The sequence below is a fragment of the Pseudomonas sp. rhizo25 genome, assembly GCF_031931935.1.
Classification (GTDB): domain Bacteria; phylum Pseudomonadota; class Gammaproteobacteria; order Pseudomonadales; family Pseudomonadaceae; genus Aquipseudomonas; species Aquipseudomonas synxantha.
Window position 1 is genome coordinate 501,359 of the sequence record NZ_JAUJXA010000002.1, and the last position, 19,823, is coordinate 521,181.

Genomic DNA, 19,823 nt, shown 5'->3' on the forward strand with positions numbered 1-19,823 from the left:
CCCGCTTGGTCTTAGCGTCGGCGGGCGAGGAGGTGCTAGGATACTGATCCGATTTAGAGACGGCCACTGCGGTTGTCATCTAGTCCTGGATCCAGTCGTAGGAATGTTGGAATAGAGGGTGTTTTTCCCCGACGATCTTCAACTTTTCGCCGATTTTATCGCTTCAGTCCTATATTGAAACGATTTGCCAAGGCCTTTATTTACGCCTTACAAAATGTTGCGCATGAACAAGCGGGCGTTAAAGCAGTCTGTTCTGCATCGAATTTATTTACCGAGGCGCCCTGGCGCATCGCTACTTTGAGATAGCCGTCCTCCATGTTTGGTTCCAACGACGACAAGAAGAGCCCAGCTGCGGCTGGCGAGAAAAAAGGCCTGTTCGGATGGCTGCGCAAAAAGCCGCAGGAAACCGTCGTCGAACAGCCGCAGGTTCAACCCGAGCCCGTTCCTGAGCCTTTAGTAGAAGCCGAACCGGTTGCCGATACCCCGGCGCCGGTGGTGTTGCCGATGGCCGAGCCGGTATTGCAGCCCGTGGTCGAGGCAGAGCCCGAGCCTGAACCCGAGCACAAACCGTGGCCGCAATTGCCGGTGGCCGAAGAGCCTGTAGCACTGGTTGAAGATGTGCAGGCCGAGCATGTGGCTCCGCCGATCCCGGTGGTTATAGAGCCGCAGCCGGTGGTTGTCGAAGCATCGGTCGAGCCTGCGCCCGTGCAGATTGCCGCTCCCGCTGTGATCGAAGAGCCAACCGTCCCTGCCGAAACCAGCAAGACCGGGTTCTTCGCCCGTCTCAAGCAGGGCTTGAGCAAGACCAGCGCCAGCATTGGTGAAGGCATGGCCAGCCTGTTCCTGGGCAAGAAGGTCATTGATGATGAGCTGCTGGAAGACATCGAGACCCGCCTGCTCACCGCCGACGTGGGCGTCGAAGCCACCGCCGTGATCATCCAGAGCCTGACCCAGAAGGTCGCACGCAAGCAGTTGACCGACGCCGATGCCCTGTACAAATCCTTGCAGGCCGAACTGGCGGCGATGCTCAAGCCGGTGGAGGCGCCGCTGGTGATCACGCCGAACAAGCCGTTCGTGATCCTGGTGGTCGGCGTTAACGGCGCCGGCAAGACCACCACCATCGGCAAGCTGGCCAAGAAGCTGCAGGGTGAGGGCAAGAAAGTCATGCTCGCCGCCGGTGACACCTTCCGTGCCGCCGCGGTCGAGCAATTGCAGGTATGGGGTGAGCGCAACAAGATTCCGGTGATCGCCCAGCACACCGGTGCCGATTCCGCTTCGGTGATCTTCGATGCCGTGCAAGCGGCCAAGGCTCGGAATATCGATGTGTTGATCGCCGATACCGCCGGGCGCCTGCACACCAAAGACAACCTGATGGAAGAGCTGAAAAAAGTCCGCCGTGTCATCAGCAAGCTCGATGCCGACGCGCCGCACGAAGTCTTGCTGGTGCTCGACGCCGGCACTGGCCAGAACGCCATCAGCCAGGCCAAGCAATTCAACCAGACGGTGCAACTGACCGGCCTGGCATTGACTAAGCTCGACGGCACGGCCAAGGGCGGTGTGATTTTCGCCCTGGCTAAACAGTTCGGGTTGCCGATTCGTTATATCGGTGTCGGTGAAGGCATCGATGACTTACGCACTTTTGAAGCCGAACCCTTTGTACAGGCGCTGTTTGCCGAGCGGGAGCGTTCATGATTCGATTCGAACAGGTCGGTAAACGCTATGCCAACGGGCATGTGGGCTTGCATGAGCTGAGCTTTCGGGTGCGGCGCGGCGAATTCCTGTTTGTCACCGGGCATTCGGGTGCGGGCAAAAGTACGCTGTTGCGTCTGTTGCTGGCCATGGAACGCCCGACCACCGGTAAGTTGCTGCTGGCAGGCCAGGACCTGGCGACCATCAGCAATGCACAGATTCCGTTCCTACGCCGTCAGATCGGCGTGGTGTTCCAGAACCACCAGTTGCTGTTCGACCGCACGGTCTTCAACAATGTGGCCTTGCCGTTGCAGATCCTCGGGTTGTCCAAGGCCGAGATCGTCAAGCGCGTGGACTCGGCCCTGGAGCGCGTAGCCTTGTCGGACAAGACCGATCTCTTCCCTGGCGACCTGTCCACCGGCCAGCAACAACGCGTCGGTATTGCTCGCGCCATCGTCCACCGTCCGGCCTTGTTGCTGGCGGACGAACCTACCGGCAACCTCGACCCGCGCCTGGCGGCCGAGATTATGGGCGTGTTCGAAGACATCAACCGCCTGGGCACCAGCGTACTGATCGCCAGCCACGACCTGGCCCTGATCGCCCGCATGCGTCATCGGATGCTGACCCTGCAACGCGGTCGCCTGATTGGTGATGGGGAGGCCGGCGTATGAGTGCCACTCGCAGTCCTAAAGTGTCCGAACGCGTGGCGCCGAAACCGGCCGACCCGCAACCACCGAAGAAAAAGCGCGACGAAGACGACGGTCCTGACTTCGGCACCTTGCTGCATGCCTGGATCGAAAGCCATCGGGCCAGCCTGGTCGACAGCCTGCGCCGCCTGGGCAAGCAGCCGATAGGCAGCTTCTTCACCTGCCTGGTGATGGCCGTGGCGTTGAGCCTGCCGATGGGCTTGTCGCTGCTGCTTAATAATGTCGAGCGCCTGGGTGGCTCCTGGCAGCGTGCGGCGCAGATTTCGCTGTATCTGAACCTGGACGCCAGCAGCAAGGACGGCGAAGCGCTGCGCGACGACATCAAGAACATCCCGGGCGTTGCCGAGGCCGAGTACATCAGCCGCGACCAGGCCCTTGAAGAGTTCCAACAGCAATCCGGCCTGGGCGAGGCGCTCAAGGAGCTGCCGCAGAACCCATTGCCTGGCGTGGTGCTGGTGACGCCGAACGAAGTCGATAAGCCGGCCCTGGAGGCCCTACGACAAAAACTCGCAGAGATGCCGAAGGTGCAACAGGCGCAACTTGATCTAGTCTGGGTAGAGCGTCTGGCCGCGATCCTCAAGCTGGGCGACCGCTTTGTGTTCGGTTTGACGGTGCTGTTGGTGTCTGCATTACTTTTGGTGATAGGTAATACCATTCGTCTTCATATTGAAAACCGTCGCACCGAGATAGAAGTGATTAAACTGGTCGGCGGCACGGACAGCTATGTGCGTCGTCCTTTTCTATACATGGGCGCGCTTTATGGCTTGGGTGCCGGGGTTTTGTCCTGGGGCGTGCTGGCGTTTGGCCTTGATTGGCTGAACGACGCGGTAGTTGGGCTGGCCGGTTTGTATGGCAGTGATTTTGCCTTGGCCGGGGTGCCGGTTGCCGATGGTCTGAGTCTCTTGCTTGGCGCGGTCCTGTTGGGGTATATCGGTGCCTGGATTGCGGTAGCACGGCATTTACGTGAGCTGGCGCCGAAGTAGTTAATGCCAGGGTAATGTGGTTTCGTTTGTATTGACCGTATCAGTGGTTTAGGGAACTTGTCCTACGGTTCCCGGTCAATTTTCGCAGTGCTGAACTGCACGAGTTATGTGAGTCGGAGGTTTTTTCGTATGACCACTTCTTTGCAACCTGCTTATGCCTTGGTCCCAGGTGCGAACCTGGAGGCCTATGTGCACACGGTCAACAGCATTCCATTGCTGACGCCCGAGCAGGAGCGTGAACTGGCCGAGAGTCTCTACTATGAGCAGGATTTGGGGGCGGCTCGGCAGATGGTGCTCGCCCACCTGCGTTTTGTCGTACATATCGCCCGTAGCTATAGCGGCTACGGCCTGGCCCAGGCTGACCTGATCCAGGAAGGCAACGTCGGCCTGATGAAGGCTGTAAAGCGCTTCAACCCTGAAATGGGTGTGCGCCTGGTGTCGTTTGCCGTGCACTGGATCAAGGCGGAAATCCACGAGTTCATCCTGCGCAACTGGCGCATCGTGAAAGTGGCGACCACCAAGGCCCAGCGCAAGCTGTTCTTCAACCTGCGTAGCCAGAAGAAACGCCTGGCATGGCTGAACAATGAGGAAGTCCACCGCGTGGCCGAAAGCCTCGGTGTGGAGCCTCGTGAAGTGCGCGAGATGGAAAGCCGCCTGACCGGCCATGACATGGCCTTCGACCCAGCCGCCGAAGCGGATGACGACAGCGCCTTCCAATCGCCGGCCAACTACCTGGAAGACCACCGGTACGACCCGGCTCGTCAATTGGAAGACGCCGACTGGAGCGACAACTCCAACCACAACCTGCATGAAGCGCTGGAAGTGTTGGACGACCGCAGCCGCGACATCCTCTACCAGCGCTGGCTGGCGGAAGAGAAAGCCACGCTGCACGACCTGGCGCAGAAGTACAACGTGTCGGCCGAGCGGATTCGTCAGCTTGAGAAAAGCGCGATGAACAAGTTGAAGCTGTCGATCGCCGCTTAATCCAGCTGGCAATGCTGGTTTGAAAATGTGGGAGGGGGCTTGCTCCCGATAGCGATAGATCAGTCACTTTGATGTTGACTGACACTCTGCTATCGGGAGCAAGCCCCCTCCCACAGTTATTTTGTATTGTGTCAGTTGGACCAGGGGGCTTTTCGAGAGTTGTTCAGCTCAGTCAGGTAGCCATCCCCACCCAACTGACTCATCTGCTGACGAATCCACGCCGCCCGTCGCGCCACGTAAGCTGTCGGGTGGCTGGCACTCCACACCCGCGGATTAGGCAATACAGCCGCCAGGTAACTGGCCTGTTGCCGTGAAAGGCCTTTGGCACTCACGCCAAAATGGTGCCGCGCCGCCGCCTCTGCACCAAACACACCTTCATCCCACTCCACGCTGTTGAGGTACACCTCAAGAATCCGCTCCTTGGGCCACAGCACCTCGATCAACCCGGTAAACCACGCCTCCAGGCCCTTGCGCAGATAACTGCGACCGGCCCACAGGAACAGGTTCTTCGACACCTGCTGGCTCAACGTGCTGGCGCCGCGAATCGAACCGCCGCGCTCGTTGTGCTGGATCGCCGCCTGGATCGCACCAAAATCAAAACCCCAATGTTGCGGGAAGCGCTGGTCTTCACCGGCCATCACTGCCACTTTCAGGTCGTTGGAAATCTCATCCCACGGCACCCAGGTGCGTTGCAGGTCAATGGGCTCACCGTCGATCCAGGATTCGACCTTGCGCTCCACCATCAATGCAGTGAACGGTGGCGGGACAACCCTGAACAGCAGCACCAGCAACACACTGCCGATGGCAAACCATTTCACGACGTTGAGAAAGCGTTTGAAGAGGACACGCAGCATAGAGATGGCTTGGCCGAACCCGTTGAGCGGGCCATTATACAGACCCTGCCCGATGAGTCTGACTGGAGTTCCCCATGCTGCGTAGCTTTCTGATGCTGGCTGCCTTTTTCGGCTTTACCGGTGTCGCCCTGGGGGCGTTTGCCGCCCACGGCCTGAAAAACCGCCTGAGCGCCGAGTACCTGGCGATCTTTCACACCGGTGTGACCTACCAGTTGGTGCACGCCCTGGCGCTGTTCGGCGTGGCCTTACTGGCGGCACATATTCCTGGGCGGTTGGTCAGCTGGGCGGGCATCTCGTTTACCGTCGGTATTCTGCTGTTTTCCGGCAGCCTGTATGCGCTGACCCTGACCGGCATCAGCAAACTGGGGATCATCACGCCCTTCGGCGGGCTGGCATTCCTGCTCGGCTGGTTCTTCCTCGGCCTTGCGGCCTGGCGCTTGCAGCTGACCGCTTGACGCTTGGAGCTGACCTTTAGGTTCCAATCGAGCTAGAATACTGGCCCCTAAAAACGATGGCGGCCCGTGGCATGCGCATTCAGTTGAACGGCGAATCCTTTGAACTGCCCGATGGCGAAACCGTCGCGGCCCTGCTGACCCGCCTGGACCTGACCGGGCGACGCGTCGCAGTGGAGCTCAACCTGGATATCGTTCCGCGTAGCCAGCACGCCGAGACCGCGCTCGTCGAAGGTGACCAGGTCGAAGTGGTCCACGCCATCGGCGGCGGCTAGCCGCCCGGCGCCCAAGTGCGTCAACCCGCATTCTGCAGAACCTCATCCAAACAGAGGATTTCCCATGAGCATCGTTCGTAGCGACAAGCCTTTCGTCCTGGCCGGTCGTACCTACCAGTCCCGCCTGCTGGTCGGCACCGGCAAGTACCGCGACATGGAAGAAACCCGTCTGGCCATCGAAGCCTCGGGTGCCGAGATCGTCACCTTCGCCGTGCGCCGCACCAACCTTGGCCAGATCGAAGGCGAACCGAACCTGCTCGAAGTGCTGTCGCCGGATCGCTACACCTTCTTGCCGAACACCGCTGGCTGCTATGACGCCATCGAAGCCGTGCGCACCTGTCGCCTGGCTCGTGAGCTGCTCGACGGCCACAACCTGGTGAAGCTGGAAGTGCTGGCCGACCAGAAAACCCTGTTCCCCAACGTGATCGAAACCCTCAAGGCCGCTGAAACCCTGGTCAAGGAAGGCTTCGACGTGATGGTCTACACCAGCGATGACCCGATCATTGCCCGCCAACTGGCCGAAATCGGCTGTATCGCCGTTATGCCGCTGGCTGGGTTGATCGGTTCCGGCCTGGGCATCTGCAACCCGTACAACCTGCAGATCATCCTTGAAGAAGCCAAGATCCCGGTGCTGGTGGATGCGGGCGTGGGCACAGCCTCCGATGCAACCATCGCCATGGAACTGGGCTGCGATGCGGTGCTGATGAACTCGGCCATCGCCCACGCCCAGCAACCGATCATGATGGCCGAAGCCATGAAACACGCGATCGTCGCGGGCCGCCTGGCCTACCTCGCCGGGCGCATGCCGAAAAAACTCTATGCCAGCGCCTCTTCGCCGCTGGATGGTCTGATCAAGTAAGAGCTATTGATGACTGAATCAAACGAAACGCCGAACACCGTGGAAGCAGGCGACGAGTCCAAGCACCGCCGCATCAAGAGTTTTGTGATGCGCGCCGGTCGCATGACCGAAGGCCAGCAGAAGGGCCTGGAACAAGGTACGCCGCTGTTCGTGTTGCCTCTGGCCGATGCGCCGGTTGATTACGACCAGGTCTTTGGCCGTTCGGCCCCACGTTCCCTGGAAATCGGCTTCGGCATGGGCCACTCCCTGCTGGAAATGGCCGCGGCCGCACCGGAGCAGGATTTCATCGGTGTGGAAGTGCACCGTCCAGGCGTTGGTGCGTTACTTAACGGCGTGCTCACCCAGGGCCTGACCAACCTGCGAGTCTACGACTGCGATGCGATTGAAGTGCTCAACCGCTGCATCGCCGACAACAGCCTCGACCGCCTGATGCTGTTCTTCCCCGATCCATGGCACAAAGCCCGTCACCACAAGCGTCGTATCGTCCAGGCGTCCTTTGCGGAGTTGGTGCGCAGCAAGCTGAAAGTGGGCGGTATCCTGCACATGGCCACCGACTGGGAACCGTACGCGGAATACATGCTGGAGGTGATGAACGTCGCCCCTGGCTACCGCAACCTGGCGGAAGATGGCAAGTGCGTGCCGCGCCCGGCCGAGCGGCCGATCACCAAGTTTGAGCGCCGTGGTGAGCGGTTGGGGCATGGGGTGTGGGATTTGAAGTTTGAGAAGTTGGCTTAAACAGTCATCAGCTTGAAATGCAATCAAATGTGGGAGAGGGCTTGCTCCCGATAGCAGGGTGTCAGCCACCAAATCTTTGGCTGATACACCGCAATCGGGAGCAAGCCCCCTCCCACATTTTGTTTTGTGTTGGGTTCGAGATCAGCGGCGGTCTGCCACCACCCCAATCAACACCAGCACCACCACCAACACCGGCGCCAGGCTGTAGTTATTGAACTGGCTCAACCCCCGCACAATCCACGGCGTAGCGTAGATCAACGCCGCACCGCTGCCGATCATGCACAGCAGGGCCATCAAGGGCACGCGCAAGGCGCCAGCGATGCTGCCCAGGCGCGCTTCGACCCAGCCCTTGATATCGGCGCCGAACAGCACCAGCAAGCAGCCCACGAGTGCCAGGGAGATTTCCGACAGGTTGCTACGGCTCCAGCGGGATACGGTGGCGAGCAGGTCGAGTACCAGATCCATTCGATTTCCTTAAAAGAGCTATCAGCTCAAAAACTTCTGCAACAGGTCATTGAGAAAGAGTTGCCCGCGGTCGGTTGCCGCCAGGCGTGACGGTTCGACCTGCATCAAGCCACTTTGTTCTGCCTCGCGGCGGCCTTCGTCGAGGCTGGCCAGCTCGAGCCCGGTGCGTTCGGCGTAGAGCCTGGCATCGACGCCCTCGGTCAGGCGCAAAGCGTTCATCAGGAACTCGAACGGCAGCTCGTCGTTGGTCAGTTCTTTCGCCCCGGCCTGGAAGCTTTTGGCCGGATTGAGATAGTCCTTGGGCGCACGGGTTTTCCAGGTGCGCACGATGCGCCCGTCCGGGTGGCTGAGCTTGCCGTGGGCGCCAGCGCCAATGCCGATAAAGTCGCCAAAGCTCCAGTAATTCAGGTTATGTCGCGCCGGCCGCCCCGGTTGGGCGTAGGCCGACACCTCGTATTGCGCGTAACCGTGCTCGGCGAGCAGGGCCTGGCCGGCTTCCTGGATATCCCACAACGTGTCGTCTTCCGGCAGCGCGGGCGGCTGGTTCCAGAAGACGGTGTTGGGTTCCAGGGTCAGTTGGTACCAAGACAGGTGCGTCGGATTAAGCGCAATGGCCTGGCGCAGGTCGCCGAGGGCGTCGTCCAGGGACTGGTTGGGCAGGCCATGCATCAAGTCCAGGTTGAAGTTATCGAACCCTGCCTGGCGGGCCATACCGGCAGCGCGCACGGCTTCATCGCCATTGTGGATGCGACCCAGGGCCTCAAGTTTTTCCTGCTGGAAACTCTGGATGCCGATGGACAGGCGATTGATCCCCAACTTGCGGTAGGCCACGAACTTCTCTTGCTCGAAGGTCCCGGGATTGGCTTCCAGGGTGATCTCGATATCCGTGGCAAACGGGATGCGCGCTTGCACACCCCTGAGCAAGCGCCCCAACGCGGCGGCGCTGAACAGGCTAGGGGTGCCGCCACCGAAGAAAATCGAGCTCAGTTCCCGGCCATAAGCGGCGTGCAGGTCTTGATCCAGATCCGCCAGCAATGCATCTACATACTCTTCTTCCGGCAGCACCTTGCTGGCGGTGTGGGAGTTGAAGTCGCAATACGGGCATTTGCGCACGCACCAAGGGATGTGGATGTACAGCGCCAAGGGCGGCAGGTGGGGCAGGGCCGCCCGTGGTGTTTGCGCGCCACCATGGATCAGCGGCTGCGCAGAGGTGTTCTGGGTCATTTCAAGCCCAGGCGCTGGCGCAGCAAGGCCATGGCGCGGGCGCGGTGGCTGATCTGGTTCTTGTCGGCCGGGCTCAGTTCGGCGCTGGAAACATTGCGCTCCGGCACCCAGAACAATGGGTCGTAGCCAAAGCCATGTTCGCCGCTGGCGGCGTGCAGGATGCGCCCCTGCCACAAGCCTTCGCACAGGATCGGCAACGGGTCATCGGCGTGCCGCACCAGGGCCAGAACGCAGACGAACTGTGCGCCGCGTTCGGCATCCGGCACGTCCTTGAGGGCGTCGAGCAGTTTGGCATTGTTGGCCGCATCGCCCTTGCCATCGGCATAACGGGCCGAATAGATGCCGGGGGCGCCGCCGAGAAAGTCCACTGCCAGGCCCGAGTCGTCCGCCAACGCCGGCAGGCCGGAGATGCGCGCGGCATTGCGTGCCTTGAGGATGGCGTTTTCAACGAACGACAGGCCGGTCTCTTCCGGCTCGATCTGGCTGAACTCGCCAATCGAGCGTAGTTGCACTGATTCGCCGAGCATGGCTTGCAGTTCTTTGAGTTTGCCAGCGTTATGGCTGGCCAATACCAGTTGGGAGAGATTCATCGGTCGGCCGGAAACAGTTCTTGATTGAATTGGAAACCATGGGCTTTGCCGCCGGTTTCAACGTTGATGGTAAACGTCTTGTATTCGCGCTGGGTCACCGAATAGGGCGCGAGATAGCTGATCCCGCCTTTTTCTTCGATTTGCTTGAACGTCAGGATCTCGCTCTTGCCACCCAGATCCTTGATGGTGCCGGTCACCTGCGCCGCGACCGGGGCCACGCCCTTGATCACAGTCACATTGATCAGACCCTTCTCCTTGCTGCGCACCACGCCGACTTTCTGAGCGGTCTCGGGTGGCAGGAAGCTGGAGGTGAAGGTGTTGTAGTGGACGGTGATATCGCCAAAATCCTTCTTGCGATTAGCGTCGATAGCGTCGGCGGCCATGGCGCTGGCGCCCAGGCATGCGGTCAATAGAAAAATAGCCAAACGACTCATGAACGTTCCTCTTGAAGATGATTAGACGGCAACTTTGTGGTCGGACAGGCCAGGGCTGCTGACCCGGTAAATACCGATTTCGCCCAACAGATTGGGCCATAGCTTACTCGCCCAGCCGTGGCGGTGCTGTTGATCGACGGCAAGACGGTTGATCACCTTGGCTTCACGCTCGCCACACAGGGCTTCGAAGTCTTCGAAGGTGCAGAAGTGGATGTTCGGCGTGTTGTACCAGGTATACGGGAGGAAATCCGAGACCGGCATGCGGCCCTTGGTGGCCAGGTACCAGCGGCAGCGCCAGTGACCGAAATTGGGGAAGGTGATGATGCATTGGCGGCCGACGCGCAGCATTTCGTCAAGGATGCGGTCCGGATAGTGCACCGCTTGCAGGGCCTGGGTCATCACCACGATGTCGAAGCTGTTGCTGGCAAAGTTGCCCAGGCCTTTGTCCAGGTCCTGCTCGATTACATTGATGCCCTTGGCCACGCACTGGGCGATGTTGTCCGGGTCGTTTTCCAGGCCGTAGCCGGTGACTTGCTTGTTGTCGCGCAGCCAGCTCAGCAACTCGCCATCGCCGCAACCCAGGTCGAGCACGCGGCTGCCGGCGGGGATCCAGTCTTGGATGATTTCCAGGTCGGCTCTCATGGCGTTCTCCCAAAGCGTAAGCAATTCATATAAGCGTGATTCGGTTCATGTAGTTGCGAAACGCCTGCAGGTAACGCGGGATCGGGATCAGGAAGGCATCGTGGCCTTGTGGAGCATCGATTTCCAGGTAGCAAACGTCTTTCTTGGCGGCCATCAGGGCGTCCACCAGCTCACGGGAGCGGGCCGGCGAGAAACGCCAGTCAGTGGTGAATGACATCACACAGAACTTGGCCGTGACGTTCTCGAAGGTTTTCGCCAGGTCGTCGCCGTGGTTGGCGGCCGGGTCGAAATAGTCCAAGGCCTTGGTCATCAGCAGGTAGGTGTTGGCGTCGAAACGCCCGGAAAACTCTTCGCCCTGATAACGCAGGTAGCTTTCTACCTGGAACTCGACGCTGTGGAAGTCGTAGTTGAGCTTCTCGCTCTTGAGGCCACGGCCGAATTTTTCGCCCATGGAATCGTCGGACAGGTAGGTGATATGCCCCACCATCCGCGCCAGCATCAGGCCACGCTTGGGGATCACGCCGGCTTCCTGGAACGAACCGCCGTGGAACTCGGGGTCGGTGAGGATGGCCTGGCGCGCCACTTCGTTGAAGGCGATGTTCTGCGCCGACAGCTTGGGCGCTGAGGCGATGGCCAGGCAATGGCGGACGCGGTCCGGGTAGCTGATGGTCCATTGCAGCGCCTGCATGCCGCCCAGGCTGCCGCCAATTACTGCGGCCCACTGGCCGATGCCCAGCAGGTCGGCCAGGCGTGCCTGGCTGTGCACCCAGTCTTCCACGGTCAGCACCGGGAAGTCCGCGCCGAACGGCTTGCCGGTTTCCGGGTTGAGGCTGCTGGGGCCGGTGGAACCGTTGCAACCGCCGAGGTTGTTGAGGCTGACCACGAAGAACTTGTTAGTGTCGATGGGTTTGCCGGGGCCGATGCAGCTGTCCCACCAGCCGGGTTTGCGCTCGTCCACAGAGTGGAAGCCGGCAGCGTGATGATGGCCGGACAAGGCGTGGCAGATCAGCACGGCGTTGCTCGCCGTGGCGTTCAGTTCGCCGTAGGTTTCATAGATCAGGTCGTAGGCGGGCAACGAACGGCCGCAGGCCAGGGCCAGCGGTTCGCTGAAGTGCGCCACTTGGGGCACGACCAGTCCAACGGAATCGGGGGGGAAGGCAGCTGGCATCGACCCTGCTCTCGTTTAAATGAGGCGTAAGTCTAAAGAGCGGGGCCCCCAGCGGCAAGCAAAGGCCTGCACGGATTCAATTCAATACAAAGATACAAATGTGGGAGGGGGCAAGCCCCCTCCCACAATTTTTTGCATATTTCAGATCAGGCCGAACAGCTCTTTGGGCATGTACGCAAAGTACGCCAGGCGTGGAATCACCCAGCTCTGAATCAGCTGAATCACGATAAACGCGAAGATCGGCGAGATATCCAGGCCACCCAGGTTCGGGATCAGGCGACGGAACGGCGCCAGCACCGGTTCGGTGATCTGGGCCACCAATTCGGCGCCCGGGCTACGGCTGCCCGGTGCGACCCACGAAAGAATCACGCTGATGATCATCGACCAGAAGATGATCTTCAGGAACAGCGAGAAAATACCGATCAGCCCCCATGGCAACAACAGCACGGTGAACGCCTGGTAGCCGTTGAGCATCAGGATCACCACGAACAGCAGGATTTGCAGCAGCAACGCCAGCACCAGCGAGGACATGTCCAGGCCGAACAGGCTCGGGATCACCCGGCGCAGCGGCTTGAGCAGTGGCTGCGTGGCCTTGACCACGAACTGGCACAGGGGGTTGTAGAAGTTGGCCCGCACCAGTTGCAGGATAAAGCGCATCAGCACGATCAGCAGGTACAGGCTGCCCAGGGTCTGGATGATAAAAATGGCAGCGTCATTGATTCCGAGCATGTTTGATTACCTTGGTAAGGGACGACTATTTGCCCAGTTGCTCAGCCATCTCGGCTGAACGATGTGCCGCGGCACCCAGTGCTGTTTCCACCAGGGCCTCAAAGCCCCCGGCTTGAAACGATTCGATGGCGGCTTGCGTAGTGCCGCCCGGGGACGTTACACGACGGCGCAGCTCGGCGGCATCCACATCGCTGCCGACGGCCATGTTCGCGGCGCCCAGGGCTGTTTGTTCGGCCAGTCGCTCGGCGACATCATGGGGCAGGCCCAGCTTGACGCCGGCTGCGGTCATGGCCTCGATCAACAGGAAGAAGTAGGCCGGGCCGCTGCCGGAAACAGCGGTAACCGCATCCAGCTGCTGCTCCTGCTCCAGCCACACGGCGATGCCCACGGCAGACAGCAGCTCCTCGGCCTGTTCGCGTTGCTGCGCTGTGACTTCGTGGGTGGCATACAAGCCGCTGACGCCTTGGCGCAGCAGCGCCGGGGTGTTAGGCATGCAGCGCACGATGGGCTGGGCACCGAGCCAGCTGTTCATACTGGCGCAGGTGATACCGGCGGCAATGGACACTACCAGCTGATGAGGTTGCAGGTTTGGGCGCAGGCTCTCGCACACGGCCTTCATGGCCTGGGGCTTGACCGCCAGTACGATCACGTCGACGCCATGGATGGCCTCGGCGTTGTCGGCAAACGTTTCGATACCGTGCTCGGCGCTGACGCGCTCGCGGGTTTCGGCGCCCGGGTCGCTGGCGCGGATCTGCTCGGCGTCCAGGCCCTTGGCCCGCAGGCCGCCTATCAGGCTGGCCGCCATGTTACCGGCGCCGATAAAGGCAATACGCGTGTTGCTCATGACAGGTCCTTATTTTCGAGGGAAGTCAGCCATTTCACGCCTGGCCGTAATCGCGGGCGCCAAACAGGGCGGTACCGATGCGCACCCAGGTGGCGCCTTGGGCGATGGCCGACTCAAGGTCATGGCTCATGCCCATGGAAAGTGTGTCGAGCGCCAGGTCCAGGCTGGCTTGCAGGTCGCGCACCCTGGCGAACGCTGCATCCTGCGCGGCCCTGTCTTCAGTTGGCTCGGGGATCGCCATCAGGCCACGCAGCTTCAGGCGCGGTAACGCGCTGATGGCATTGGCCAGGGCCGGCAGGTCGGCAGGCGTGCAGCCGGACTTGCTGGCTTCACCGCTAACATTGACCTGGATGCAGATATTCAGCGGCGGCAGGTCGGCCGGGCGTTGTTCGGACAGGCGTTGTGCGATTTTCAGGCGGTCCACGGAATGCACCCAGGCGAAGTTCTCGGCGATGGCGCGAGTCTTGTTCGATTGAATGGGGCCGATGAAGTGCCAACTCAAGGGCAGGTCGGTCAATTCGGCCTGTTTGCCCAGGGCTTCCTGCAGGTAATTCTCGCCAAAGTCGTGCATACCGGCGGCATAGGCTTCGCGCACCGCCTGGGCAGGCTTGGTCTTGCTCACGGCCAGCAGGTGGATGCTGCTTGCGTCACGTTGCGCGGCCTCGGCTGCGGCGCGGATGCGCTGGCTAACCAGGCCGATGTTGTCTGCTATCGTCGACATTCAAGTTGCACCCGTGGATATGGAGTCCGCGGCATTCTACTGGAAATGGAAAGCCCTATGGATATCACGCAATTGCTGACGGCCAGCGTAAGCCGAGGCGCCTCCGACCTGCATCTCTCGGCCGGCCTGGTGCCAATGCTGCGCATCGATGGCGAGGTCTGGCCCATGGATTGGCCGGTGCTTGAGGCATCGCAAATGGTCGACCTGGTGTGCCCGTTGCTTAATAAACACCAACAAAAGGATTTCGAAACATCTCTTGAAACGGATTTTGCCTTCGAGTTGCCCGGGGTGGCGCGTTTTCGAGCCAACGTGTTCCGCCAGGACCGCGGCGTGGGTGCGGTATTTCGCACTATCCCGACCGAGGTCCAGAGCCTGGAAGACCTGGGGCTGGGCGAGGTTTTCCAGCGTATCGCCCAGCTTCCACGCGGCCTGGTATTGGTCACTGGGCCCACCGGCTCGGGTAAGTCCACCACCTTGGCCGCGATGATCGACCACCTTAACCAGCATCGACGCCAGCATATCCTCACCCTGGAAGATCCTATTGAATTTATCCACAGGCCGAAAAAGTCCCTGATCACCCAGCGCCAAGTGCACCGCGATACCCACAGCTTTTCGGTCGCCCTGCGCTCGGCCCTGCGGGAAGACCCGGATGTGATACTGGTGGGTGAGCTACGCGACCTGGAAACCATTCGCCTGGCGCTGACGGCCGCTGAGACCGGGCACCTGGTATTTGGCACCCTGCACACTTCATCGGCAGCAAAGACCGTGGACAGGCTGATAGACGTCTTCCCGGCCGGGGAAAAGGCCATGGTTCGCTCAATGCTGTCGGAGTCGTTGCAGGCGGTGGTGTCCCAAGTGCTGGTGAAGAAGGTCGGCGGCGGGCGCGTGGCGGCTCATGAACTCATGCTGGGCACGCCGGCGATCCGGAACCTGATCCGCGAGGACAAGGTGGCGCAGGTGGTCTCGGCGATTCAGACCGGTGGGGCGTTGGGGATGAAGACGCTGGATATGAGTTTGAAGGCGTTGGTTGCGCGAGGCGTGGTCAGTCGAGACGATGCGCGAGAGAAGGCGAGGGTGCCTGCAGACATATGAAATTTTTCAAACAATGAAACCACATGCGGGAGGGGGCTTGCCCCCTCCCGCATTGTTTACTGTATTCCAGCTGAATATCAGCGCTGCACGATCCGCAGGTTGCTGTTCTGCTCTTTCGGCAGCACCCGCTTGGCAATCACGTAGTTCTTGTCCCAGAACGGCTTTTTCAGCGTGTCGATGCTTACCGACTTGCCACGGCGTGGCGCGTGGATAAAGCGGTCGTTGCCCAGGTAGATGGCAACGTGGTTGACCTGGCGGCTCTTCAACTTGAAGAACAGCAGATCGCCTGGCTTAAGGTCTTTGCGATCAACCTTCAAGCCGTGACCGGCCGCCATGGCGTTGGAAGTGCGTGGCAAATCCACCGCTTTTACATCGTTAAAGGCATATTTCACCAAGCCGCTGCAGTCGAACCCTTTACTTGGGCTGCTGCCGCCCCAACGATAAGGAGTACCGAGCACGTTGACGGCGCGGCTGAGCACGTTGCTGCTTTGCTTGGTGTTCACCGCCATCAGGCCGGGAGTTGCTTTACCGTGGGCCTTGCTCAGTTGAGTTGGGCGGTTGACGGTCAGCTTTGCCGATTTGGCCGTACTGGTTGTGCTGTGGACTTTAGGGGTGAAACCATTGACGTTCGGAAGTCGTTGCTCACGATTGGTGGCGTGGGCGGCCAGTGGCATTAATAGGCAGATGGTCAGCCATGTCTTGAAAAATGGTCGCATTAGGCGTGGCTCTTATGGGTTTGCGCGCAACTTTATAACAGCTTTTTGTGTCGTCCTCAGGCCGTTTGTCGACTGAACCTTGGGGTCAAATTCAGGAAAAACGCGACGAATTGCCGCAATTGTCCTACACAAGTCAGGTGGCATAAGGCTTTGAGGGCAGGAAGATACCATTTGCCGTACGTCGGGCGCTCGTAAAAAAGTCACAAAGAAAATGAAAAAATTTATCTATCGAAGCAAAAGAGGTACTTCATGAACACCTATCAACAGGTTGCTCAGCAGCAAGACACCCACAGCAAGGTGATCGGTTACCTGCTGTGGATTTTCGGTTTTACCGGGGCGCATCGCTTTTACTACGGCAAACCCGTGACCGGTACGATCTGGTTTTTCACCTTCGGCCTGCTGGGTATTGGCTGGCTGATCGACTTGTTTCTGATCCCGGCCATGGACCGTGAAGCCGACCTGCGTTTTACCGCCGGGCCGATCGAATACAACGTCGCGTGGATTCTGTTGGCATTCCTGGGTGTGTTCGGTGTGCACCGTATGTACCAAGGCAAATGGATCACCGGCCTGATCTACCTGCTGACCGGCGGTTTGTTCCTGCTGGGGGTGCTGTATGACTTCTGGACGTTGAATACGCAGATTTCGATCCGCAATGCCGAGCGCAATAACGGCCGCTGAATAACCTGTAGGAGCGAGCTTGCTCGCGAAGAACGTCAACGATGACGCAGTGCTGACAGGCTGCCCTCGTCGCCTATACGTTTTTCGCGAGCAAGCTCGCTCCTACAGTTTTGCCAGCATCAGGCCTGGTAGCTGATCCGCCCATCCATCAAGGTGTACCGCACCGTCGCCGGCAGGCTGTGGCCAATGAACGGGCAGTTTTCACCCTTGGACAACCAATGCTCCCCTGCCACCGTCGAGCTGCCCAGGTCAAACAGCACCAGGTCCGCTGGCGAACCGACTTCAAGCTTGCCCGCCGGCAGGCGCAGGGCCTGAGCCGGGCCGGCGCTCAAGCGTGCCAGCAGCGTTGGCAGGTCGAGCAAGCCGTCCTCCACCAACGTCATCGCCAACGGCAGCAACAACTCCACGCTGCTGATGCCCGGCTCGGTCGCGCCAAACGGTGCCAGCTTGGCGTCGCGCTCATGGGGCTGGTGATGGCTGGAGATCGCCGATATCACGCCCGACTTCACCGCCGCCCGCAAACCATCACGGTCGGCCTTGGTGCGCAAGGGCGGCTGCACGTGATACAGGCTGGAAAAGTCGATCAGCGCTTCATCCGTCAGGATCAGCTGGTACAAGGCGACATCTGCCGTCACCGGCAAACCTCGGGCCTGGGCCTGGGCAATCAGGGCCGCGCCCCGGGCGCTGGTCAGTTGGCTGAAATGCGCACGCACACCGCTTTGCTCCACCAGCAGCAGGTCACGGGCCAGGGCCACGGTTTCGGCGGTCTCCGGAATGCCCGGCAAGCCGAGGAAGCTGGCGACAGCGCCTTCATGGGCCAGGCCGCCTTCGGCCAGGTCGCGGTCCTGGGAGTGGAAGATCACCGTCAGGTCGAAAGTGGCCGCGTATTCCAGGGCGCGGCACAGGGTGCGCGTGCTGCGGAAATTGTCCAGGCCATTGCCGAAAGCCACGCAACCGGCGTCCCGCAGGGCGATCAGTTCGGCCAGTTGTTCACCATCCAGGCCTTTACTCAGGGCGCCGATAGGGAACACCTTGCAATTGCCGGCTTCGCGGGCGCGGTCGAGGATCAGTTCGGTCACCGCCGAAGTATCCAGCACCGGCTTGGTATTGGGCGGGCAGCACAGGCTGGTCACACCACCGGCCGCCGCGGCCTGGGTTTCGCTGTTGATATTGCCTTTGCGGCTGTAGCCCGGCTCGCGCAGGGCGACGTTCAGGTCCACCAGCCCTGGCGCGGCCACCAGGCCCTTGGCGTCGATGCTCTCGACGGCGCCGAAGCCAGCGGGCGCTGCGCCGATGGCGATGATCTTGCCGGCATCCAGATGTAGATCGGTAACTTGATCCAGGCCACTGGCTGGATCGATGACTCGGGCACCGAGAATGCTGAGCTTCACTGGGCCTGCTCCTGCTCGAATTGACGTTGCGCGGTTTGCCCGCTCATGGCCATGGACAGCACGGCCATGCGCACGGCGATACCGTAGGTCACTTGGTTCAAGATCACCGACTGCGGGCCGTCGGCCACCGCCGACTCGATTTCCACACCGCGGTTGATCGGCCCCGGGTGCATCACGATGGCGTCCGGCTTGGCGCCCGCCAGGCGTGCAGTGGTCAGGCCGAACAGACGGTAGAACTCGCCTTCGCTCGGCAACAGGCCACCGGCCATGCGCTCGCGTTGCAGGCGCAGCATGATCACCACGTCCACATCCTTGAGGCCTGTGGTCATGTCGGAGTAGACCGTCACGCCGTATTGCTCGATACCGATGGGCAACAGGGTCTTGGGTGCGATCACGCGGATATCCGGGCAACCCAGGGCCTTCAGGGCCAGCATGTTCGAGCGCGCCACCCGCGAATGCAGGATGTCGCCGACGATGGCCACCGAGAGGTTTTCAAAGCTGCCCTTGTGCCGACGGATGGTGAGCATGTCGAGCATGCCCTGGGTCGGGTGGGCGTGGCGGCCGTCGCCGCCGTTGATGATCGCGACGTTCGGGCACACGTGCTCGGCAATGAAGTGCGCGGCGCCGGAGTCACCATGGCGTACCACGAACATGTCGGCGGCCATGGCTTCCAGGTTGCGCAGGGTGTCGAGCAGGGTCTCGCCCTTGCTCGCCGACGAGGTCGACACGTTCAGCGTGATCACGTCGGCCGACAGCCGCTGGGCCGCCAGTTCAAAGGTGGTACGGGTACGGGTAGAGTTCTCGAAGAACACGTTGCAGATGGTTTTGCCGCGCAGCAGCGGGACCTTCTTCACCGCCCGGCCACCGACCTCGAGGAACGAGTCAGCGGTATCGAGGATTTCGGTGAGCAGTTCGCGGGGCAAACCGTCGAGGGACAAGAAATGTTGCAACTGGCCCTGAGCATTGAGCTGCAGCGGGCGCTTGGCATCTAGAGGCGTCATCGCGGGGACTCTGTACAAGGCGGTTTAAAGGGCAAGGTCTTGCAGTTCGAGTTCGAGCGGCGTGGGACCGGACAATTTTACCCGCTGCTGTGCGGAAAGCGACAGGGTAGCGCCGACCACGTCCGGGCTGATCGGCAATTCGCCGGCGTCCAGGTCCAGCAGGCACACCAGGGTCACGCTGGCCGGGCGGCCGTAGTCGAATAGCTCGTTCAGGGCGGCGCGGATGGTGCGGCCGCTCATCAGTACATCGTCGATCAATACCAAGTGCTGGCCTTCAATCTCGAACGGCAGGGCCGAAGGGCGCACTTGCGGGTGCAGGCCATTCTGGCTGAAGTCATCACGGTAGAAGGACACATCCAGGGTGCCCAGGGGCGAGTCGCTGCCCAGCTCTTCCAGCAGTGCCTGGGCCACCCACACACCACCGGTACGAATGCCGATAAAACGCGGCTCGCTGATGGCGCGGTGTTCCAGGTGCGCCTTGAGGCGTATTGCCATCTGGCTGATCAGTTCGGCGGGGTTGGGCAGGCTCACGGGGGGCTCCTTATTAAGTGTGTAGGGGCGAGCTTGCTCGCGAAAAACTCATGGGCACC

Annotated in this window: 24 protein-coding genes; 10 read left to right on the top strand and 14 right to left on the bottom strand. The window is 60.7% G+C overall.

From position 1 onward, the window contains the following. Positions 1 to 315: 315 nt before the first annotated feature. The 4 genes from ftsY (at position 316) to rpoH (ending at position 4,363) form a co-directional block, all read left to right on the top strand. Positions 316 to 1,692: a signal recognition particle-docking protein FtsY gene (gene ftsY / locus QZR30_RS05930; RefSeq protein ID WP_046069946.1), complete on the top strand. Its 1,377-nt coding sequence runs from the start codon at positions 316 to 318 to the stop codon at positions 1,690 to 1,692. Further along, positions 1,689 to 2,360: a cell division ATP-binding protein FtsE gene (gene ftsE / locus QZR30_RS05935; RefSeq protein ID WP_003195112.1), complete on the top strand. Its 672-nt coding sequence runs from the start codon at positions 1,689 to 1,691 to the stop codon at positions 2,358 to 2,360. Before ftsY ends, ftsE begins: the two co-directional genes overlap by 4 nt. Beyond that, positions 2,357 to 3,379 carry a permease-like cell division protein FtsX gene (gene ftsX, locus QZR30_RS05940; protein WP_046069945.1) on the top strand — a complete coding sequence of 341 codons (1,023 nt, stop codon included), beginning with the start codon at positions 2,357 to 2,359 and terminating at the stop codon, positions 3,377 to 3,379. Before ftsE ends, ftsX begins: the two co-directional genes overlap by 4 nt. A gap of 129 nt (positions 3,380 to 3,508) precedes the next feature. Then, positions 3,509 to 4,363, top strand: a complete 855-nt coding sequence (rpoH, locus tag QZR30_RS05945; protein WP_003176698.1) for an RNA polymerase sigma factor RpoH — start codon at positions 3,509 to 3,511, stop codon at positions 4,361 to 4,363. 131 nt (positions 4,364 to 4,494) lie between these two features. Here rpoH and mtgA read toward each other — a convergent pair whose 3' ends face one another. Then, positions 4,495 to 5,217, bottom strand: a complete 723-nt coding sequence (gene mtgA, locus QZR30_RS05950) for a monofunctional biosynthetic peptidoglycan transglycosylase (protein ID WP_046069944.1) — start codon at positions 5,215 to 5,217, stop codon at positions 4,495 to 4,497. A gap of 74 nt (positions 5,218 to 5,291) precedes the next feature. On the opposite strand from mtgA, the gene QZR30_RS05955 reads away from it, so the two are divergent. The 4 genes from QZR30_RS05955 (at position 5,292) to trmB (ending at position 7,538) form a co-directional block, all read left to right on the top strand. Beyond that, complete coding sequence (locus QZR30_RS05955; protein ID WP_046069943.1) at positions 5,292 to 5,672, top strand: DUF423 domain-containing protein; 381 nt, start codon at positions 5,292 to 5,294, stop codon at positions 5,670 to 5,672. 71 nt (positions 5,673 to 5,743) lie between these two features. After that, positions 5,744 to 5,944, top strand: coding sequence for a sulfur carrier protein ThiS (thiS, locus tag QZR30_RS05960; protein WP_046072595.1), 201 nt, complete (start codon positions 5,744 to 5,746; stop codon positions 5,942 to 5,944). Between the two features lie 64 nt (positions 5,945 to 6,008). After that, positions 6,009 to 6,803: a thiazole synthase gene (locus QZR30_RS05965; protein WP_032884143.1), complete on the top strand. Its 795-nt coding sequence runs from the start codon at positions 6,009 to 6,011 to the stop codon at positions 6,801 to 6,803. Positions 6,804 to 6,812: 9 nt separating this feature from the next. Then, the gene (gene trmB / locus QZR30_RS05970; protein WP_032878921.1) at positions 6,813 to 7,538 is read left to right on the top strand and encodes a tRNA (guanosine(46)-N7)-methyltransferase TrmB; all 726 of its coding nucleotides are present in this window, start codon (positions 6,813 to 6,815) and stop codon (positions 7,536 to 7,538) included. A gap of 141 nt (positions 7,539 to 7,679) precedes the next feature. Here trmB and QZR30_RS05975 read toward each other — a convergent pair whose 3' ends face one another. From QZR30_RS05975 to QZR30_RS06015, 9 genes are all read right to left on the bottom strand, one after another. Beyond that, positions 7,680 to 8,003 carry a DUF3392 domain-containing protein gene (locus QZR30_RS05975; protein ID WP_003176691.1) on the bottom strand — a complete coding sequence of 108 codons (324 nt, stop codon included), beginning with the start codon at positions 8,001 to 8,003 and terminating at the stop codon, positions 7,680 to 7,682. Between the two features lie 21 nt (positions 8,004 to 8,024). Further along, on the bottom strand, positions 8,025 to 9,227 hold the full coding sequence (gene hemW, locus QZR30_RS05980; protein WP_046069942.1) for a radical SAM family heme chaperone HemW: 1,203 nt from the start codon (positions 9,225 to 9,227) through the stop codon (positions 8,025 to 8,027). Then, positions 9,224 to 9,817 (bottom strand): RdgB/HAM1 family non-canonical purine NTP pyrophosphatase, encoded by a 594-nt coding sequence (gene rdgB, locus QZR30_RS05985; protein ID WP_046069941.1) that lies wholly within the window; start codon positions 9,815 to 9,817, stop codon positions 9,224 to 9,226. The genes hemW and rdgB overlap by 4 nt, the downstream gene beginning before the upstream one ends. Then, positions 9,814 to 10,251, bottom strand: a complete 438-nt coding sequence (locus QZR30_RS05990; protein ID WP_046069940.1) for a DUF4426 domain-containing protein — start codon at positions 10,249 to 10,251, stop codon at positions 9,814 to 9,816. The genes rdgB and QZR30_RS05990 overlap by 4 nt, the downstream gene beginning before the upstream one ends. Before the next feature lie 21 nt (positions 10,252 to 10,272). Continuing rightward, entirely contained in the window at positions 10,273 to 10,893 is a 621-nt protein-coding gene (gene metW, locus QZR30_RS05995) for a methionine biosynthesis protein MetW (protein WP_046069939.1), read from the bottom strand. A gap of 25 nt (positions 10,894 to 10,918) precedes the next feature. After that, the gene (metX, locus tag QZR30_RS06000; RefSeq protein ID WP_046069938.1) at positions 10,919 to 12,061 is read right to left on the bottom strand and encodes a homoserine O-succinyltransferase MetX; all 1,143 of its coding nucleotides are present in this window, start codon (positions 12,059 to 12,061) and stop codon (positions 10,919 to 10,921) included. 141 nt (positions 12,062 to 12,202) lie between these two features. Then, positions 12,203 to 12,790 (bottom strand): YggT family protein, encoded by a 588-nt coding sequence (locus QZR30_RS06005; protein ID WP_046069937.1) that lies wholly within the window; start codon positions 12,788 to 12,790, stop codon positions 12,203 to 12,205. Positions 12,791 to 12,815: 25 nt separating this feature from the next. Further along, entirely contained in the window at positions 12,816 to 13,634 is an 819-nt protein-coding gene (gene proC, locus QZR30_RS06010; protein ID WP_311903042.1) for a pyrroline-5-carboxylate reductase, read from the bottom strand. Between the two features lie 34 nt (positions 13,635 to 13,668). Further along, positions 13,669 to 14,355 (bottom strand): YggS family pyridoxal phosphate-dependent enzyme, encoded by a 687-nt coding sequence (locus tag QZR30_RS06015; RefSeq protein WP_043046293.1) that lies wholly within the window; start codon positions 14,353 to 14,355, stop codon positions 13,669 to 13,671. A 57-nt stretch (positions 14,356 to 14,412) separates the two neighbouring features. Between QZR30_RS06015 and QZR30_RS06020 the strand changes: the two genes are divergently transcribed. Then, positions 14,413 to 15,447, top strand: coding sequence for a type IV pilus twitching motility protein PilT (locus tag QZR30_RS06020; RefSeq protein ID WP_068965673.1), 1,035 nt, complete (start codon positions 14,413 to 14,415; stop codon positions 15,445 to 15,447). A gap of 77 nt (positions 15,448 to 15,524) precedes the next feature. On the opposite strand, the gene QZR30_RS06025 is transcribed toward QZR30_RS06020, so the two are convergent. Further along, a complete protein-coding gene (locus tag QZR30_RS06025; protein ID WP_046069933.1) occupies positions 15,525 to 16,163 on the bottom strand; it encodes a C40 family peptidase in 639 nt (212 codons plus the stop codon). Between the two features lie 249 nt (positions 16,164 to 16,412). Here QZR30_RS06025 and QZR30_RS06030 point away from each other — a divergent pair, with 249 nt between their 5' ends. Further along, positions 16,413 to 16,841, top strand: a complete 429-nt coding sequence (locus tag QZR30_RS06030; RefSeq protein ID WP_056846962.1) for a TM2 domain-containing protein — start codon at positions 16,413 to 16,415, stop codon at positions 16,839 to 16,841. Positions 16,842 to 16,960: 119 nt separating this feature from the next. Here QZR30_RS06030 and QZR30_RS06035 read toward each other — a convergent pair whose 3' ends face one another. The 3 genes from QZR30_RS06035 to pyrR are packed head-to-tail and all read right to left on the bottom strand — an operon-like array spanning position 16,961 to position 19,764. Next, complete coding sequence (locus QZR30_RS06035) at positions 16,961 to 18,232, bottom strand: dihydroorotase (protein WP_046069931.1); 1,272 nt, start codon at positions 18,230 to 18,232, stop codon at positions 16,961 to 16,963. Further along, positions 18,229 to 19,233: an aspartate carbamoyltransferase catalytic subunit gene (locus QZR30_RS06040; protein WP_046069930.1), complete on the bottom strand. Its 1,005-nt coding sequence runs from the start codon at positions 19,231 to 19,233 to the stop codon at positions 18,229 to 18,231. Before QZR30_RS06040 ends, QZR30_RS06035 begins: the two co-directional genes overlap by 4 nt. A 24-nt stretch (positions 19,234 to 19,257) precedes the next feature. After that, positions 19,258 to 19,764 carry a bifunctional pyr operon transcriptional regulator/uracil phosphoribosyltransferase PyrR gene (gene pyrR, locus QZR30_RS06045; RefSeq protein WP_046069929.1) on the bottom strand — a complete coding sequence of 169 codons (507 nt, stop codon included), beginning with the start codon at positions 19,762 to 19,764 and terminating at the stop codon, positions 19,258 to 19,260. Positions 19,765 to 19,823 lie beyond the last annotated feature (59 nt).